The sequence below is a fragment of the Citrobacter sp. Cf116 genome, from assembly GCF_030336505.1.
Lineage (GTDB): Bacteria > Pseudomonadota > Gammaproteobacteria > Enterobacterales > Enterobacteriaceae > Citrobacter > Citrobacter freundii.
In genome coordinates this window covers 1,272,147-1,289,950 of the sequence record NZ_JAOWEQ010000037.1, presented here as the reverse complement: position 1 = coordinate 1,289,950, position 17,804 = coordinate 1,272,147, and the positions used below count along the sequence as shown (strand labels likewise).

The window sequence follows — 17,804 nt, the reverse complement described above, 5'->3', positions numbered from 1 at the left end:
AAAGCGTCTTATCCGGCCTGCCATAATCAATCGTTACGTTTTTCCACAAGCTTATCAAGGAATTGCCACAGCTTCTCATTCATCTGCTGATAATCCCATGCACGCATCTCTTCAACGGAGCGGATGAAGCGCTTGCCTTTAGCTTCCGCCAGTTCTTGTTCGGAGTGTTGAATAAGCCCTTCTATAGCATCAGCCGTAAATTCCATATGGCACTGAAAACCATAGACGAAATTACCGTATTGTACGATTTGTCGCGGGCAGCCCTCGCTTGTGGCGAGAATTGTCGCCTGGTCGGTTAATCCAGGCATATCGTTGTGCCAGTGACCGACGGTAAGCGGTGAACCAAAATGGCTGAACAACGGATGCTGTTGGCCTGCTTCGGTCAGGGTGATCGGGTAGTGACCAATCTCTTTTTCCGGACTCTGGCACACCTTCGCACCCAGCGCTTCGCCGATTAACTGTGAACCCAGGCAGATCCCCACCACAATTTTACGTGCCGCAATCGCCTTGTTGATCAGATGCTGCTCGGCCTGAGAATCAAAGTACGGGCACTCTGCCAGCGTGGTCCGGGGGGACTGCGGACCGCCAAACACCACCAACATATCGAAGCCATCCGCGTTCGCAGGGACCGTTTCCCCGGCGTAAACGTGCGACCAGGTGATGGTATAGCCGCGTGATTCAGCCCACGGCAGATACGCGCCAGCAGATTCAAAAGACTCATGAATAACAAAATGAACTCGCACTTTTTCTCTCCTGTTAGCGCTTTAGCGCCTGATGGATATCAGTCGCCAGCTTATCAATGTCGCTGTCTGATAATGTTGACAGCGTAATGCGCAGGCCGTGGGCAGGCGTATTGACGCCAAACACTTCGCCTTCGCGTACCAGCCAGCCGGACTTTGCCAGCGCAAAAGCGATCGCCTGGCTGTTATCTTCCAGCGGTAGCCACATATTCAGACCGTCACCAACGGGCAACTCAATGCCATGTCGCCGCAGAGCTGCCGTCAACTTTTGCTGCTGGGCAGCGTAAAATTGCTGAGTTTGCGCCAGCGTGTGTTGGTAAGTCTCGTCATTCAGGCAGGCGCAGGCCAAATCCTGCAGCAGATGGCTGACCCACTGACTGCCGGAGTTAAGCCTTAAACGTAGCTTCCCTGAAGTGAGCGGATCGCTGGCCACAATGGCCAGGCGTAAATCTGGTCCTAACGTTTTTGACATCGAGCGGACAACCGCCCAGTGCGTGGTTTCCTTCGCAATCACCGGATACCAGTGGCAGGCAGATAGCAGCGCAAAGTGGTCGTCGACGATCACCAGCGTCTGCGGATAGCGGGCCAGAATTTCCTGCAATTGCGCCGCGCGTGAGGCGCTCAGGCTGCATCCTGTCGGGTTATGCGCGCGCGGTGTCAGAATTACTGCCCGCGCGCCTTTCTGTAGCGCGAGTTCCAGCTGGCCCGGCAGCATGCCTTCGCGGTCAACGCTGGCCGGGTTTGCTGAGAATCCGGCATAGCGCAGCATGTTGATGCTGCTTAAAAAGCATGGATCTTCTACGACAACGCTATCACCAGGCAGCAAATGGGCGCACAGTAGCCGTTCGATAGCATCAATGGCACCGCTGGTAATATCAATTTCCCCTTTGCCGGGGATTGCATTTTGCATCCATTGTGATGCCCACACCTTAAGTCTAGGTGACACAGCGGCATCGCCGTACAAGCGCGGACTCTTATTTATCTTCGCAAAATAATTACTCAGCTCAGGAAGTCGCGAGGGCGCTGGATTACCGCCGGAAAGATCGATAAGCGGGGTATCCGGATTACCACCTTCCAGTGCTACGGGGGCAGTAATCCCCTTAATCACCGTACCGTTGCGTCCCAGGCTCTGTGCCAACCCGGAGGAGACCAGGCGTTTGTAAGCCGCCGCGACAGTATTGCGGTTCACGTTTAATTCCGTTGCCAGTTCCCGCACTGGCGGTAACGTTTCTCCCACTGCCAGCGTGCCTGTAGTGACATGTTGACGGATACTGTCAAAAATTTCGTTAGCGGTTTTTCCGTCGATCATTATTGACCTATGACAAAATGAATTTTAGCATATGACGATAATAGTGAGGCGTAGACCCGCTGTCCAGCGAGAGGAGAAATTTATGGAGCAGGAGAGTGATATCCAGTCAGTGCTCTTCGACGACACGCATCGGGCGTTACAGACCGATATCGTCGCCGTTCAGTCACAGGTGGTTTATGGCAGCGTAGGTAACAGCATCGCCGTCCCAGCCATTAAAGCGCAGGGGTTACGCGTGACGGCAGTACCTACGGTGCTGTTCAGTAATACCCCGCATTATGAAACCTTCTACGGCGGCGTTATTCCAGCAGACTGGTTTAGCGGTTATCTCCGCGCCTTAAACGAGCGTGATGCCTTGCGCGAGCTAAAGGCGGTGACGACAGGGTACATGGGCAGCGCGGAACAAATCGCCTTGCTGGCACAGTGGCTGAAAACTGTTCTGACCACGCATCCGGACCTGTGCATTTTGGTCGACCCCGTGATTGGCGATACGGATAGCGGTATGTATGTTAAAGCCGAAATTCCGGAGGCTTATCGTCAGCACCTGCTACCGCTGGCTCAGGGGCTGACTCCAAATGTGTTCGAGCTGCAAATGCTGAGCGGAAAGCCGTGTCGTACGCTTGATGAAGCCATTACGGCGGCACAATCACTGCTCACCGACACCCTGAAATGGGTGGTGATCACCAGTGCGCCGGGGGATACGGAAGAGATTATTCATGTTGCGGTGGTGACGGCTGAAACGGTTGAGGTGTTAGCTCATCCGCGAGTGAAAACGGATCTGAAGGGGACTGGCGATCTGTTCTGTGCCGAGCTGGTGAGCGGCCTTGTGATGGGGAAAGCGCTGACGACCGCGACGCACGATGCTGCACAGCGGGTGCTGGACGTGATGACGTGGACGCACCAGTGCGGTTGTGATGAATTAATTCTGCCACCGGCAGGGGAGGCGCGATGAAGAGTTACCGGCTGGTAGTTCGCCAGAATGGGCGTATGGTTGGACACTTTGATACCTGCGGGACAGCGGCACTGGAAGATATCTGCGTGGCGCGGGCTATGTTCGGCATTGCGGGTGGTTACGACTGTGAGTTGTTAGTGGCGGATTCGGAACGACGGATGCTGGAGAGCGGGCCGGAGGGCATGAAAATCCTGATGCGCGAGGCGTGTTATCGCCCAGTGACTGCACACATTTAATGGCGGATGAAGTGTATAAAAAAATGGCGCCAATCGGCGCCATTTTTCTCTGCGGCAAGAATTACTTCTTGATGCGGATAACCGGGGTTTCACCCACGGTCACGCTACCGGACAGTTTGATCAGTTCTTTGATTTCGTCCATGTTGGAGATAACAACCGGAGTCAGGGTAGACTTGGCTTTTTCTTCCAGCAGCGGCAGATCGAATTCAATAACCGGGTCGCCCACTTTCACGCGCTGACCTTCTTCAGCGATGCGTTTGAAGCCTTCGCCTTTCAGTTCAACGGTATCAATACCGAAGTGAACAAACAGCTCAATGCCGCTGTCGGATTCGATAGAGAAAGCGTGGTTGGTTTCAAAGATTTTGCCGATGGTGCCGTCAACAGGAGCAACCATTTTGTTACCGGTTGGTTTGATAGCGATGCCATCACCAACGATTTTTTCAGCAAAAACTACATCCGGCACGTCTTCGATGTTGACGATCTCGCCAGAGAGCGGAGCAACAATCTCAATAGTTCCGGTGTCTTTCTTATCATCAGAAACCAGAGATTTCAGTTTATCGAACAAACCCATGATCTTCTCCTAAGCAGTAAATTGGGCCGCATCTCGTGGATTAGCAGATTGTTTTTTCTTCAATGAACTTGTTAACCAGCGTCATTAACTCGTCCGTTGTCGGTTGAGCAAGAGCCTGCTCTGCTAACACCTTCGCATCTTCGAAGTTCGTGTTACGGATAATCTTCTTAATGCGCGGGATAGAAATGGCGCTCATAGAGAATTCGTCCAGACCCATCCCCAGCAACAGAAGTGTAGCACGTTCGTCGCCTGCAAGCTCACCACACATGCCAGTCCATTTGCCTTCAGCATGAGAAGCATCAATAACTTGCTTGATCAGCGTCAGCACAGATGGCGACATCGGTTGGTAAAGGTGTGAAATCATATCATTACCACGGTCAACTGCCAGGGTGTACTGCGTTAAATCATTGGTGCCGATACTAAAGAAATCAACTTCTTTGGCTAAATGACGCGCAATTGTTGCCGCAGCCGGTGTTTCCACCATCACGCCAATCTCAATGCTCTCGTCAAATGCTTTACCTTCGTCGCGCAGTTCCTGTTTGTAGATTTCAATCTCTTTGCGCAGTGCACGCACTTCTTCAACAGAGATGATCATTGGGAACATAATGCGCAGTTTACCGAAAGCAGAGGCGCGCAGAATCGCGCGAACCTGGTCACGCAGGATCTCTTTACGATCCATGGCGATACGCACGGCACGCCAGCCCAGGAACGGGTTCTCTTCTTTCGGGAAATTCATGTACGGCAGTTCTTTATCGCCGCCGATGTCCATGGTGCGAACGATGACCGCCTGAGAGCCACAGGCTTCAGCAACGGCTTTATACGCAGCAAACTGTTCTTCTTCAGTTGGCAGCGATTCACGGTCCATGAACAGGAATTCGGTGCGGTACAGACCCACACCTTCAGCGCCGTTACGTTCAGCGCCTTCAACGTCACGAACGGTACCGATATTGGCGCAAACTTCAACCTGATGTCCGTCCAGCGTGATAGCCGGCAGATCTTTCAGCTTAGCGAGTTCCGCTTTCTCGGTTGCAACCTGCTCCTGAACGGCACGCAGTTGCTCGATAACGTCGTTGGTCGGATTGACGTAAACCTGATTGTTTACGGCATCCAGAATCAGATAGTCGTCGTTTTTAACCTGAGAGGTGACGCTACCCGTACCGACGATGGCAGGCAGTTCTAGAGAACGCGCCATGATAGAGGTATGGGAAGTACGTCCGCCCGCGTCAGTAATGAAACCCAGCACCTTGTTCAGGTTCAGCTGTGCGGTTTCTGACGGGGTCAGGTCTGCGGCTACCAGGATAACTTCTTCCTGAATAGCGCTCAGGTCGATAATTGCCAGACCCAGGATGTTACGCAGCAGGCGTTTACCGATGTCACGTACGTCAGCCGCACGTTCTTTCAGGTATTCATCATCCAGCTCTTCCAGGGCTGTGGCCTGACCTTCGATAACTTCATGCGCGGCTGCATCAGCCGTCATGTGCTTATCTTTAATCAGGGCTATGATTTCCTGCTCCAGCTCCTCATCTTCGAGCAGCATGATATGCCCTTCAAAGATGGCTTCTTTTTCTTCACCGAACGTTTCACCAGCTTTGGTTTTGATCGCTTCCAGTTGCGCAGATGCCTTGGCACGACCGCTCAGAAAACGTTCAACTTCCTGATCAACCTTGTCGGCAGAAATTTTTTTCCGGTCAATGACGATTTCGTCTTCTTTCAGTAGCAATGCTTTACCGAAAGCGATACCCGGGGATGCTAAAATGCCTGAAATCATAACCCTACCTTACTTGTGACTGATATTTAAAAGAACTCGTTGAACTTACTCGAGTTCAGCCATCAGTTTAACCAGATGCTCAACTGCTTTCTGCTCGTCTTCACCTTCTGCGGACAGGGTAACAACGGTACCCTGAGTCAGGCCCAGAGTCTGCAGTTTAAACAGGCTTTTGGCGCTAGCGCTTTTGCCGTTGGAAGTCACAGTAATATCAGAAGTAAAGCCTTTTGCTTCTTTAACAAACTGAGCAGCAGGGCGAGTATGCAGACCGTTCGGAGCGGTAATGGTAACTTCTTGCTGGAACATTATATTTCCCCAACTTATAGGTTTAGTGTTGTGGAACTAAAGTCTAGCCTGGCGGTTCAACTTTAGCCTGTATTGTTAGCATCGGCGTAAACTGGACGCGACACAAAAGGAGTTCGGTGCAATCCGTTGCTGGCAACTTCTTGCCGCTGACGTTTCGTTCGTCATTAAACATTATGCCGCGAAAGGAAGAGTTGAACCAAATCATAAAATCGATTCAGCTAGTGCTTTTCCTGTAACGATTAATTTCGCGCATCAAAATAATTAGCTTGGTTAAATACCAGTTCTGGTGGGTTGAATCAATGCCAGGCGAGTTGAAACTTTGAAGCAGGCCACAAAAAAGCACCCAAATGGGTGCTTTTTTACGCGTTTTTAACATGCTGGCATTACTGTTGCAGTTCTTTCTCTGTGAAGAGATCGGCAAACAGTGCAGTGCTCAGATAACGCTCACCCGATGACGGTAGAATAACCACTATATTCTTATTGGTAAAGGTTTCATCTTCCTGCAGCTTAAGCGCGGCAGCAACAGCAGCGCCGGAAGAAATGCCCGCCAGAATACCTTCTTCTTCCATCAGGCGACGCGCAGTAGAGATTGCTTCATCATTGGTGATGGCGACGACTTTATCGATAAGTTTCAGATCAAGGTTGCCTGGAATGAAACCCGCGCCAATCCCCTGAATTTTATGTGGGCCCGGTTTAAGTTCTTCACCCGCCAGCGCCTGGGCGATAACCGGGGAGTCGGTAGGTTCAACCGCGACGGTGATCAGATCGGTTTTGCCTTTAGTGCCTTTGATATAACGGGTCACACCAGTCAATGTACCGCCGGTACCTACGCCGGAAATAAAGACATCAACCTGGCCATCGGTATCTTCCCAGATTTCCGGGCCGGTGGTTTTTTCGTGAATTTCCGGGTTCGCCGGGTTGCTGAACTGCTGCAGCAGCAGGAACTTCTCCGGATCGCTGGCGACAATTTCTTCCGCTTTCTGGATTGCACCCTTCATCCCTTTTGCGCCTTCGGTCAGCACCAGGTTCGCACCCAGAGCTTTCAACAGCTTGCGGCGCTCAATGCTCATCGTTTCCGGCATGGTCAGAGTCAGTTTGTAACCGCGGGCTGCGGCAACGTAGGCTAGCGCAATCCCCGTGTTGCCGCTGGTCGGTTCTACCAGCTCAACACCCGGTTTCAGTACACCACGTTTTTCGGCATCCCAAATCATATTGGCACCGATACGGCATTTGACGCTAAAGCTCGGGTTACGAGATTCCACCTTCGCCAGAATGCGTCCGTTACCGATACGGTTCAGTCGAACCAGCGGCGTATGACCGATAGTCAGCGAGTTGTCTTCAAAAATCTTACTCATGGCCTGTCCTTAACTGTATGAAATTGGGATACCGCTTCAGCATACCTGTTGAGAAAGTATGGGGAAGTAAGGAAATCGCATATCTATATGCTGATGGGAAATAATGCCTTGCAGTATGGAATAAGAGCGGGCATAAGCCAGCCCGCTTTTACACATTTTTGCATTACTTCCATAACGCGTGCTTAGCACGATAGCAGTCTACCCACATCGCCGTGGCACCACAAACCGCGACCGGCATGATGAACAGATTGAGCACTGGAATCATGGTGAACAGGCTGGTTAGCGCGCCGAACTGCATATTGGTCACCTTGCGTGTGCGCAGCGCGACGCGCATCTCCTTAAAAGGCACCTTATGGTTATCAAACGGATAATCGCAGTATTGAATGGCCAGCATCCATGCGCTGAACAGGAACCACAGCACCGGGGCGACGGTCTGCCCAATACCCGGAATGAAATAAAGGATCAGCAATACGATGGCGCGCGGGAGATACCACGCCAGCTTTTGCCATTCACGTTTCATAATACGGGGAACATCTTTCATGATGCCAAGAACACCGGTGTCAGGCGGTGTTGCGCCCGTTAAGCGCGCTTCCAGTTGTTCAGCCAGCAGACCGTTAAACGGCGCGGCAATCCAGTTGGCTATGGTGGAAAACAAGTAGCCGAACACCAGTAGTACGGAGATAGTGACAATCGGCCACAGCAAGTAGCTGAGCCACTGAAGCCAGTCAGGGACGTGACTCATCAGCGAGGGGATCCAGCTATCGAGTTGTGTGAATAGCCACCAGAATGCGCCGCCCATCAGCAGGATATTCACCAGCAAAGGCAGGATGACAAAGCGACGAATGCCCGGTTGGGTGATGAGCTTCCATCCCTGTGAAAAGTAATAAAGGCCGCTGCGAGGTACGACTGCAGATGATGAAACCATGGTCAGGACATACTCCTTGTTATATAAGCTCTGGTAAACTTTGCGTATCTTACCGGGTTGTTGAGCGTTAAGCTGTTCAGAAATGTTCGAAAAAACAGCAAAAAGCACAATTTTGTTCATCTTTATGCCGTGAAAGCCAAGAGTGCACTTGCACTTGGCGTAATCGACAAATACTCTTAGTGAGTAAATGTTTGCCGTGGTGGCAAGGTGTTAGAACAACAGAGAATATAATGATGCAGGATTTGCGTCTGATATTAATCATTGTTGGCGCGATCGCCATAATCGCTTTACTGGTACATGGTTTTTGGACTAGCCGTAAAGAGCGGTCTTCTATATTCCGCGATCGCCCACTGAAACGCATGAAGTCTAAACGTGAAGACGAGGATTCGTTCGACGACAACGTCGAGGAAGACGAAGGCGTGGGCGAAGTTCGCGTTCATCGTGTGAATCATGCTCCCGGTAACGCGCAGGAACATGGTGTTCCTCCTCAGTCGCCGCAACACCAGTACCAGCCGCCTTATGCGTCGGCTCAGCCGCGTCAACCCGCGCAGCAGCCTGCACAAGCGCCGGTACCGCCGCCGCATGCTCAGCCGCAGCCTGTACAACCGCAGCAGCCGGTGCAACATCAGCCTGTTCAGCAACAACCTGTACAGCAGCCGATGCAGCATCAGCCCGTTGCTCCGCAGGTTCAGCAGCCCGTGCAGCAAGCACCGCAACCTGCGCCGCAGACTTTCCAGCCCGCAGAGCCTGCCGTTGAACATCAGCCGCAGCCTGAGCCGGTAGTTGAAGAAGCGCCTGCTGCTGAAAAACCGCAGCGTAAAGAAGCGGTCATTATTATGAACGTTGCGGCGCATCACGGTAGCGAGCTCAACGGTGAAGTGCTGCTCAATAGCATTCAGCAAGCCGGTTTTAAATTTGGCGATATGAATATTTTCCATCGTCATTTGAGCCCGGATGGCAGCGGTCCGTCGCTGTTCAGCCTTGCCAATATGGTTAACCCAGGAACGTTTGATCCCGAAATGACGGGTGATTTCAGCACCCCTGGCGTAACTATTTTTATGCAGGTTCCGTCCTATGGGGACGAGCTGCAAAACTTTAAGCTGATGCTGCAGTCCGCACAGCACATCGCCGATGAAGTGGGTGGTGTGGTGCTTGACGATCAACGTCGCATGATGACGCCGCAGAAACTGCGCGAGTATCAGGACCGCATCCGCGAAGTTAAAGAATCTCGCGCCTGATTCTCCTTAGGCGTGACATCTCCTTGCTAAACCCCCGCCTGTCGGGGGTTTTTTATCATTGATGGTGCGATATGGAATCAATCGAACAACAACTGACAGAACTGCGAACCACGCTTCGCCATCATGAGTATCTCTACCATGTGATGGACGCGCCGGAAATTCCCGATGCGGAATACGATCGTCTGCTGCGCGAACTCCGCGAGCTGGAAGCGCAGCATCCGGACCTTATTACCCCTGACTCGCCAACCCAACGCGTTGGCGCCGCCCCGTTAACGGCGTTCAGTCAGATTCGCCATGAAGTGCCGATGCTGTCGCTGGATAACGTGTTTGATGAAGAGAGTTTTCTCGCTTTTAACAAGCGCGTACAGGACCGACTGAAGAGTACGGACAAACTAACCTGGTGCTGTGAGCTGAAGCTTGACGGGCTGGCGGTGAGTATTCTCTATGAAAACGGCGTGCTGGTTAGCGCCGCAACGCGCGGCGATGGCACCACCGGGGAAGACATTACCTCGAACGTGCGCACCATTCGTGCGATCCCGTTAAAACTGCGCGGCGATAACATTCCGACGCGTCTGGAAGTGCGCGGCGAGGTGTTCCTGCCGCAGGCCGGGTTTGAAAAAATCAACGAAGAGGCCCGCCGTACTGGCAACAAAGTGTTTGCTAACCCGCGTAATGCGGCGGCTGGGTCATTACGCCAGCTCGATCCGCGTATCACTGCGAAGCGACCGCTTACTTTCTTCTGCTATGGCGTTGGTGTGCTGGAAGGTGGTGTGCTGCCCGATACCCATTTGGGCCGTCTGCTGCAATTTAAAGAGTGGGGATTGCCGGTGAGCGACAGAGTGGCGCTTTGCGACTCTCCGGAGGAAGTACTTGCTTACTATCATAAGGTTGAAGAAGACCGACCGACGCTGGGATTCGATATCGATGGTGTGGTGATCAAAGTCAACTCTATGGCCTTGCAGGAACAACTGGGTTTTGTTGCCCGCGCGCCGCGTTGGGCGGTGGCCTTTAAGTTCCCGGCGCAGGAGCAGATGACCTTTGTCCGCGATGTTGAGTTTCAGGTTGGACGTACAGGGGCGATTACGCCTGTCGCCCGCCTTGAGCCAGTTCAGGTTGCAGGGGTGTTGGTCAGTAACGCCACCTTGCACAATGCGGATGAAATTGAGCGTCTTGGTTTGCGTATTGGCGATAAAGTCGTCATTCGCCGTGCGGGCGATGTCATCCCGCAGGTAGTGAACGTCGTGCTTTCCGAGCGCCCGGACAATACCCGCGAAATCGAGTTTCCCACCCACTGTCCGGTATGCAACTCTGACGTTGAGCGTGTGGAAGGCGAAGCGGTTACTCGTTGTACCGGAGGTTTAATCTGCGGGGCACAGCGGAAGGAATCATTGAAACACTTCGTTTCCCGCCGTGCGCTGGATGTCGACGGCATGGGCGACAAAATTATCGATCAACTGGTCGAGAAAGAGTATGTCCATACGCCAGCGGATCTCTTCACGCTGACCGCAGGTAAGCTGACCGGTCTTGATCGCATGGGGCCGAAGTCGGCGCAAAACGTAGTGAATGCGCTGGAAAAAGCGAAAGAGACCACGTTTGCCCGTTTCCTCTATGCGCTGGGTATTCGTGAAGTCGGCGAAGCGACGGCTGCAGGTCTGGCGGCATATTTCGGCACGCTCGACGCGCTGGAAGCCGCCTCTGTTGAAGAGCTGCAAAAAGTGCCGGATGTCGGCATCGTGGTGGCGACCCACGTGTTTAATTTCTTTGCCGAAGAGAGTAACCGCGAGGTGATCGTCCAGCTTTTGGAGCAGGGGATTCACTGGCCAGCGCCGGTGGTTATCAACGCTGAAGAAATCGACAGCCCCTTCGCGGGTAAGACGGTGGTGCTGACCGGGAGCCTGAGCCTGATGTCACGCGATGATGCCAAAGCACGACTGACCGAGCTGGGGGCAAAAGTGGCCGGTAGCGTGTCGAAGAAAACCGATCTAGTGATTGCGGGGGAAGCGGCGGGCTCTAAACTGGCAAAAGCGCAGGAGTTGGGCATTGAAGTGATCGACGAAGCTGAAATGATCCGCTTACTGGGTGCCTGAGATGGAAAAAGAGCAGCTGGTTGAAATCGCCAATACCGTGATGCCCTTTGGCAAATATAAAGGGCGTCGGCTGATTGATGTACCGGAAGAGTATCTGCTGTGGTTTGCCCGTAAGGATGAATTCCCGCCGGGCAAGCTCGGCGAACTGATGCAAATCACGCTGCTGATTAAAACTGAAGGGCTGACGCAACTGGTGCAGCCCCTGAAACGCCCGCTTTAAGCCTTTGCGGCGCGGCTTTTCTGCTGCGCCTGCAATGCGTCCGTCTGTTGCTTGTAGCGACGTGCCAGCACCGCACAAACCATCAGTTGAATTTGATGGAAGATCATCAGCGGCAGCACCATCATTCCTATCACGGACGTCGGGAACAGAATATTTGCCATTGGGATCCCATTCGCCAGGCTCTTTTTCGATCCGCAAAAGACAATGGTGATCTCATCGGCTTTGTTGAAGCCGCATTTACGCGCAACAAAGACGTTGATGCCAATCACAATTGCCAGCAATACGATGCTGACCACTACGATAAACAGCAGTGAGCCAATCCCCACTTTGTGCCAGATCCCATTAACCACGGCTTCACTGAAGGCGGAGTAAACCACCAATAAAATGGATGATTGATCCGTTTTTGCAATCCATTTTTTATGTCGGGACACCCAGTTACCAATCCACGGACGCGAAAGATGTCCCAGTACGAACGGCAGCAGCAGCTGCAGCATGATTTTCCCCACCTGCTCCAGGCTGCCTTCTGCGCCATGCATATTCATGACCAGGCCAACCAGCAACGGTGAGAGAAAAATACCCAGCAGGCTGGAGGCCGAAGCGGAACACACGGCGGCGGCAACGTTACCCCCCGCCAGCGACGTAAAGGCGATTGCCGACTGCACCGTGGCTGGCAAAATACACAGGTACAGAAAACCGGTGTACAGCATCGGATCAACGTTAACCGGCGCCCACCAGGCGAACAGAACGCCCAGCACCGGGAAAACAACAAACGTGCTGCACATCACCCACAGATGCAAACGCCAGTGACTACCGCCGGCAATAATTGCCTCACGAGAGAGCTTGGCCCCGTGCATAAAAAACAGCAGGGCAATGGCGGCGGTGGTTAAGCCTTCAAAGAAAGGCACAAAGCCACCTTCGGCTGGGAAAAAGGACGCCAGTAATACGACCGTAATCAACGTAATCGTGAACGGATCAAGGATACGAAAAAGTTTCATAAAAGCTCCTGAAATTCAGTAGCAACATTTTGCGTTTTTCCATTTGAGAAATAAAATTGATTTATTGCATCCATATATGAATCGAATAGATGAATTACTCTCTGCGTCAGCTCCGTATCTTTGTTACCGTCGCTCAGGCCAAAAGCTTTAGCCGGGCGGGGGATATCATTGGCTTAAGCCAGTCTGCGGTCAGCCACAGCGTTAAAGAGCTTGAAGGGCAGACGGGTGTGCGGTTGTTAGATAGAACAACGCGGGAAGTGGTGCTGACGGAAGCGGGGCACCAGTTGGCGGCGCGCCTGGAACGTATTCTGGATGAGCTGCACAGCACGCTGCGTGAAGCAGGTCAGGTGGGGACACAGTTAACCGGAACGGTACGGGTTGCCGCCAGCCAGACAATCTCTGCTCACCTTATTCCACAGTGTATTGCCCAGAGTAATGAGCTTTATCCTGCGATCGATTTTGTGCTGCACGACAGGCCCCAGCAGTGGGTGCTGGAAAGTATTCGCCAGGGAGAAGTCGATTTTGGCATTGTGATAGATCCTGGTGCCGTGACCGATCTGCAGTGTGAAGCCGTACTGTCCGAACCGTTCCTGCTGCTGTGTCGCCAGGATCATCCGTTAGCCCAACGTGAGTGGGTGAACTGGCAGGATTTGTATCACGAACGTTTGGTGTTACAGGATTACGCTTCCGGTAGTCGACCGCTGATCGATGCGGCGTTGGCCCATTTTTCCATTGATGCCAACATCGTTCAGGAGATTGGTCATCCCGCCACGCTGTTCCCGATGGTGGAGGCGGGGATTGGCATCAGCGTACTGCCCGCACTGGCGCTCCCCTTACCACAGGGCAGTCACTTGCAGGTTAAGCGCCTGACGCCGGTAGTTGAACGGCAACTGATGCTGGCTCGACGTAAAAACCGCTCTTTATCAACCGCGGCTCAGGCGCTGTGGGACGTGGTGCGTATGCAGGCCAGTGAATTAACCGCTGGTCGTGCCCGTGATCCGTTGTATCAGATATAAATATCGACCTGATGTTGGTCGGAAGCCGTGTTGATGCCCTCAGCTTTTCTCTGATCGGCGCTTTGCTTTTGCTGTGACTCCTCGGCCTGCCTTCGCAACAGTTGAGCCAGCTGTGCTTGTAACATCTTGATTTGTGTCTGAATAAGTTCCTGCTGTTCGCGCTTCTGCTCAACACTGCCACTACTATTGGGAATATCTTTGAGCTGCTGAGTTAGCTTGGTTATCTTTTGGGTGACTTGTGCAATCTGAGCGGAGATGTCATTCCCGGCTGGGGCTTTTCCACCACCACTACTGCTTTGAACAGTTGGGGTGGAAACGTTAATCGTTGTCATACGGATTCCTCACGCCATAAAACATGAGTATCGGCATTAGTGAACAGAACTTCAGTTACAATATGGTGGAGCAGAGTTTAATAATAAAAGTTCCAAATCTTCATGTATCTCTATTCCTGTGCCATTTCTGGCCCGAAAAAAATGTGATTTCAGGCTGGTTTAGGGCGACTCATCGATACCGATTTACTATCGGTTGTCGGGATAAACGGTATTGGTAATCGATTGCGTAGTCTCGCTATAACAGTGCGGTACGCGACATTATTTTCGACTACTCAGTATTAAGGATATCTCATGAGTCACTCTCTTTTCTCGCAAAATCCCTGGTATAGCGCCGACATCATTCGTAGTTACAAACCCGATTTCACCCCGCGCGTAGCCTTTATTCTTGGCTCTGGCCTCGGTGCTCTGGCGGATCAAATCGAGGATGCAGTGGCCATCTCTTACGAAAAATTGCCGGGATTCCCTGTCAGTACTGTACATGGTCATGCCGGTGAGCTGGTGCTGGGAAATCTGGCGGGTATTCCGGTGGCTTGTATGAAAGGGCGTGGGCATTTTTATGAAGGTCGCGGCATGACGGTGATGACCGACGCCATTCGCACCCTGAAGCTGCTGGGCTGCGAACTGTTATTTTGTACTAATGCCGCAGGTTCTTTGCGCCCCGAAGTCGGACCAGGTAGTCTCGTTGCGCTTAGCGATCACATTAATACGATGCCAGGTACACCACTGGTCGGACTAAACGATGAGCGTTTTGGTGAGCGATTCTTTTCGCTGGCGAATGCCTATGATGCTGACTATCGTGCGATCCTGCAAACCGTCGCCGCAGAAGAAGGGTTTCCGCTGAGCGAAGGGGTGTTTGTTTCTTATCCGGGACCGAACTTTGAAACGGCGGCAGAAATTCGCATGATGCAAATTATTGGCGGCGACGTGGTGGGGATGTCGGTAGTGCCTGAAGTTATCTCCGCGCGCCACTGCGGTCTGAAAGTGGTTGCGGTGGCTGCCATCACCAACCTGGCTGAAGGTTTGGGGGATGTGAAGTTATCTCACGCACAGACGTTGGCTGCAGCGGAACTCTCCCGGCAGAACTTCATCAATCTGATCTGTGGCTTCTTGCGCAAACTGGCCTGAATAATTAAAACATGACCCCGCTTGCGGGGTCTTACTTTATGGCAAGGAACGGAAAAATGGGTATCGCATCTCGCTTAAAGCTCATGTCGTTTTTGCAATATTTCATCTGGGGAAGCTGGCTGGTAACCCTGGGTTCTTACATGATTAACACCCTGGATTTTACCGGCGCGAACGTGGGTATGGTATACAGCTCGAAAGGGCTGGCAGCGATTATTATGCCGGGCATTATGGGGATCATCGCCGATAAGTGGCTGCGTGCCGAGCGCGCTTATATGCTGTGCCATCTGGTGTGTGCTGGCGTGTTGCTGTACGCCACAACCGTTACCGATCCACAGACTATGTTCTGGGTAATGTTGGTTAACGCGATGGCGTATATGCCGACGATTGCGTTATCGAACAGCGTCTCATATTCATGCCTTGCACAATCGGGTCAGGATCCGGCCACCGCGTTCCCGCCAATTCGTGTATTTGGCACGATAGGTTTTATTGTGGCGATGTGGACGGTCAGCTTAATGGGACTGGAACTGAGCAGCGCACAGCTTTATATCGCTTCAGGCGCATCGCTGCTGCTGGCTCTGTATGCGCTGACGTTACCAAAAATACCGGTTGCGGAGAAAAAAGAGTCCGCCACGCTGGCCAGTAAACTGGGGCTGGATGCGTTTGTTTTGTTTAAAAATCCGCGTATGGCAATTTTCTTTTTGTTTGCCATGATGCTGGGGGCGGTGCTGCAAATCACCAACGTCTTTGGCAATCCGTTCCTGCATGATTTTGCCCGTAACCCTGAGTTTGCCAACAGCTTTGTGGTGAAATATCCCTCCATTTTGCTGTCAGTTTCGCAGATGGCGGAAGTGGGTTTTATCCTCACTATTCCATTCTTCCTTAAACGCTTTGGCATTAAAATAGTGATGCTGATGAGTATGCTGGCGTGGACGCTGCGCTTTGGCTTCTTTGCCTTTGGCGATCCGTCTCCGTTTGGCTTTGTGCTGCTGCTGATGTCGATGATCGTTTACGGCTGCGCGTTTGATTTCTTCAACATCTCCGGATCGGTATTTGTCGAGCAGGAAGTTGACTCAAGCATTCGCGCCAGCGCCCAAGGGTTGTTTATGACGATGGTAAATGGCATTGGCGCATGGGTGGGTTCAATCCTGAGCGGGATGGCGGTGGACTATTTTTCTGTCGATGGCGTCAAGGATTGGCAAACTATCTGGCTGGTGTTTGCCGCTTACGCGCTGGTCCTGGCAGTTATCTTTGCATTGTTCTTTAAATATAAGCATGAGCCTGAACGACTGGCGCAGAAATCACTGGCACATTAATGCTCCTTTAGCGGCGGGTTCTGATACCCGCCGTTTCATTTTCTGCGATGCAATGTGGTAACTTTGCGCATTAATCTTCACTCAGGAGCGCATTATCCATGGAACGCACGCACCGCATCGATCTGAAGTTACTGCGTTATTTTCTTGCCGTCGCAGAAGAACTGCATTTTGGACGCGCTGCTGCTCGCCTGAATATGTCGCAACCGCCCCTCAGTACGCATATTAAAGAGCTGGAACAACAGCTCGGCACGTTGCTATTTATCCGTCATTCCCGCAGCGTGGCGTTAACCCACGCCGGAAAAATTTTGATGGAAGAATCGCGCAGACTGTTATCTAGTGCTAATCAGGCGCTGGCAAGAGTGGAACAGATTGGTCGCGGTGAGGCAGGGCGAATTGAGCTAGGCGTCATTGGTACCGCAATGTGGGGAAAAATGCGTCCGGTGATGCGGCGTTTTCTGAAGGAAAATCCCAACGTTGAGGTGCAGTTTCGCGAGAACATGCCCGCAATGCAGATGACGATGCTGGAAAGACGTGAACTGGATGCGGGGATTTGGCGCATGGCTACTGAACCCTCTCCCGGATTTACCAGCCTGCGCTTACATGAGTCCTCATTTTTAGTGGCCATACCAGAAGAACATGCTCTTACCGCCTGTGAATCCGTACCGCTGGAAGCGTTGAGAAATGAATATTTTGTCACGATGCCCTCCATTCATACCGACTGGGCATTTTTGCAGCGAGTTTGCCTGAGCGCTGGATTTTCCCCGATGATTATCCGTGAGGTGAGGGAGCCGCAAACGGTGCTGGCGATGATCAGCATGGGGATTGGTATTACGTTAATTGCTGACAGTTATGCGCAGATGAGTTGGCCAGGCGTGGTATTCCGACCGTTAGAGGAACGTATTCCGGCGGATTTATATATTGTGTATGACCAGCAGCAGGCGACACCCGCGCTGGAGAAACTGGTAGCGGCATTGACGATGTGATATCTGTGCCGGATGGCGACTAACGTCTTATCCGGCCTACGAGGGGAGTATTGTCGGTAGGCCTGATAAGCGTAGCGCATCAGGCAGTTGTATAAATCGCAGATAGCAAAAAGGCGCCTTTAGGGCGCCTTTTTACATTGGTGGGTCGTGCAGGATTCGAACCTGCGACCAATTGATTAAAAGTCAACTGCTCTACCAACTGAGCTAACGACCCGAAGTGGTGGGTGATGACGGGATCGAACCGCCGACCCCCTCCTTGTAAGGGAGGTGCTCTCCCAGCTGAGCTAATCACCCACTTCGGTACTTCAATTTTATTGTAAGAAATCCAGCTGGCGAGAA

18 protein-coding genes and 2 tRNA genes are annotated in these 17,804 nt (G+C 52.3%); 9 read left to right on the top strand and 11 right to left on the bottom strand.

The genetic code is table 11. From position 1 onward, the window contains the following. Positions 1-26: 26 nt before the first annotated feature. Together OGV74_RS15575 and ptsJ are read right to left on the bottom strand one after the other, a co-directional pair. Complete coding sequence (locus tag OGV74_RS15575) at positions 27-743, bottom strand: type 1 glutamine amidotransferase (RefSeq protein WP_086504398.1); 717 nt, start codon at positions 741-743, stop codon at positions 27-29. 13 nt (positions 744-756) lie between these two features. Next, positions 757-2,049 carry a MocR-like B6 salvage transcription factor PtsJ gene (gene ptsJ, locus OGV74_RS15570; RefSeq protein ID WP_086504397.1) on the bottom strand — a complete coding sequence of 431 codons (1,293 nt, stop codon included), beginning with the start codon at positions 2,047-2,049 and terminating at the stop codon, positions 757-759. A gap of 82 nt (positions 2,050-2,131) precedes the next feature. On the opposite strand from ptsJ, the gene pdxK reads away from it, so the two are divergent. Beyond that, on the top strand, positions 2,132-2,998 hold the full coding sequence (gene pdxK / locus OGV74_RS15565) for a pyridoxine/pyridoxal/pyridoxamine kinase (protein ID WP_003838557.1): 867 nt from the start codon (positions 2,132-2,134) through the stop codon (positions 2,996-2,998). Further along, positions 2,995-3,234, top strand: a complete 240-nt coding sequence (locus OGV74_RS15560) for a hypothetical protein (RefSeq protein WP_003038077.1) — start codon at positions 2,995-2,997, stop codon at positions 3,232-3,234. The genes pdxK and OGV74_RS15560 overlap by 4 nt, the downstream gene beginning before the upstream one ends. 61 nt (positions 3,235-3,295) lie before the next feature. Here OGV74_RS15560 and crr read toward each other — a convergent pair whose 3' ends face one another. The 5 genes from crr to cysZ all read right to left on the bottom strand — a co-directional run bounded on the left by crr (position 3,296) and on the right by cysZ (position 8,156). Continuing rightward, on the bottom strand, positions 3,296-3,805 hold the full coding sequence (gene crr, locus OGV74_RS15555; protein WP_000522253.1) for a PTS glucose transporter subunit IIA: 510 nt from the start codon (positions 3,803-3,805) through the stop codon (positions 3,296-3,298). Positions 3,806-3,845: 40 nt separating this feature from the next. After that, positions 3,846-5,573, bottom strand: coding sequence for a phosphoenolpyruvate-protein phosphotransferase PtsI (ptsI, locus tag OGV74_RS15550; protein ID WP_003038080.1), 1,728 nt, complete (start codon positions 5,571-5,573; stop codon positions 3,846-3,848). A gap of 45 nt (positions 5,574-5,618) precedes the next feature. After that, the gene (gene ptsH / locus OGV74_RS15545) at positions 5,619-5,876 is read right to left on the bottom strand and encodes a phosphocarrier protein Hpr (RefSeq protein WP_003038086.1); all 258 of its coding nucleotides are present in this window, start codon (positions 5,874-5,876) and stop codon (positions 5,619-5,621) included. 383 nt (positions 5,877-6,259) lie between these two features. Next, positions 6,260-7,231, bottom strand: coding sequence for a cysteine synthase A (gene cysK / locus OGV74_RS15540; RefSeq protein ID WP_003038091.1), 972 nt, complete (start codon positions 7,229-7,231; stop codon positions 6,260-6,262). Positions 7,232-7,394: 163 nt separating this feature from the next. After that, positions 7,395-8,156, bottom strand: coding sequence for a sulfate transporter CysZ (gene cysZ, locus OGV74_RS15535; protein ID WP_003038094.1), 762 nt, complete (start codon positions 8,154-8,156; stop codon positions 7,395-7,397). A gap of 230 nt (positions 8,157-8,386) precedes the next feature. On the opposite strand from cysZ, the gene zipA reads away from it, so the two are divergent. The 3 genes from zipA to OGV74_RS15520 all read left to right on the top strand — a co-directional run bounded on the left by zipA (position 8,387) and on the right by OGV74_RS15520 (position 11,701). Beyond that, positions 8,387-9,394 carry a cell division protein ZipA gene (gene zipA / locus OGV74_RS15530; protein ID WP_003038097.1) on the top strand — a complete coding sequence of 336 codons (1,008 nt, stop codon included), beginning with the start codon at positions 8,387-8,389 and terminating at the stop codon, positions 9,392-9,394. Positions 9,395-9,465: 71 nt separating this feature from the next. Continuing rightward, positions 9,466-11,481, top strand: coding sequence for an NAD-dependent DNA ligase LigA (gene ligA / locus OGV74_RS15525; RefSeq protein ID WP_032949736.1), 2,016 nt, complete (start codon positions 9,466-9,468; stop codon positions 11,479-11,481). A gap of 1 nt (position 11,482) precedes the next feature. Further along, positions 11,483-11,701 (top strand): DUF3820 family protein, encoded by a 219-nt coding sequence (locus OGV74_RS15520; protein ID WP_003038102.1) that lies wholly within the window; start codon positions 11,483-11,485, stop codon positions 11,699-11,701. On the opposite strand, the gene OGV74_RS15515 is transcribed toward OGV74_RS15520, so the two are convergent. Next, positions 11,698-12,696 carry a bile acid:sodium symporter family protein gene (locus OGV74_RS15515; RefSeq protein WP_003038103.1) on the bottom strand — a complete coding sequence of 333 codons (999 nt, stop codon included), beginning with the start codon at positions 12,694-12,696 and terminating at the stop codon, positions 11,698-11,700. The genes OGV74_RS15520 and OGV74_RS15515 overlap by 4 nt on opposite strands. Before the next feature lie 89 nt (positions 12,697-12,785). Here OGV74_RS15515 and OGV74_RS15510 point away from each other — a divergent pair, with 89 nt between their 5' ends. Next, on the top strand, positions 12,786-13,712 hold the full coding sequence (locus tag OGV74_RS15510; protein ID WP_003038106.1) for a LysR family transcriptional regulator: 927 nt from the start codon (positions 12,786-12,788) through the stop codon (positions 13,710-13,712). Here the strand turns inward: OGV74_RS15510 and OGV74_RS15505 are convergent. Further along, a complete protein-coding gene (locus OGV74_RS15505; RefSeq protein ID WP_003038109.1) occupies positions 13,703-14,044 on the bottom strand; it encodes a FlxA-like family protein in 342 nt (113 codons plus the stop codon). The genes OGV74_RS15510 and OGV74_RS15505 overlap by 10 nt on opposite strands. A gap of 291 nt (positions 14,045-14,335) precedes the next feature. Between OGV74_RS15505 and xapA the strand changes: the two genes are divergently transcribed. The 3 genes from xapA to OGV74_RS15490 all read left to right on the top strand — a co-directional run bounded on the left by xapA (position 14,336) and on the right by OGV74_RS15490 (position 17,465). Beyond that, complete coding sequence (gene xapA, locus OGV74_RS15500) at positions 14,336-15,169, top strand: xanthosine phosphorylase (protein ID WP_003038112.1); 834 nt, start codon at positions 14,336-14,338, stop codon at positions 15,167-15,169. Positions 15,170-15,225: 56 nt separating this feature from the next. After that, positions 15,226-16,482, top strand: coding sequence for a nucleoside permease (locus OGV74_RS15495; RefSeq protein ID WP_086504395.1), 1,257 nt, complete (start codon positions 15,226-15,228; stop codon positions 16,480-16,482). Between the two features lie 98 nt (positions 16,483-16,580). Continuing rightward, entirely contained in the window at positions 16,581-17,465 is an 885-nt protein-coding gene (locus OGV74_RS15490) for a LysR family transcriptional regulator (RefSeq protein ID WP_003838579.1), read from the top strand. Between the two features lie 138 nt (positions 17,466-17,603). On the opposite strand, the gene OGV74_RS15485 is transcribed toward OGV74_RS15490, so the two are convergent. Together OGV74_RS15485 and OGV74_RS15480 are read right to left on the bottom strand one after the other, a co-directional pair. Beyond that, positions 17,604-17,679 (bottom strand) — tRNA-Lys (locus OGV74_RS15485). 4 nt (positions 17,680-17,683) lie between these two features. Beyond that, positions 17,684-17,759 (bottom strand) — tRNA-Val (locus OGV74_RS15480). Positions 17,760-17,804: the final 45 nt, after the last annotated feature.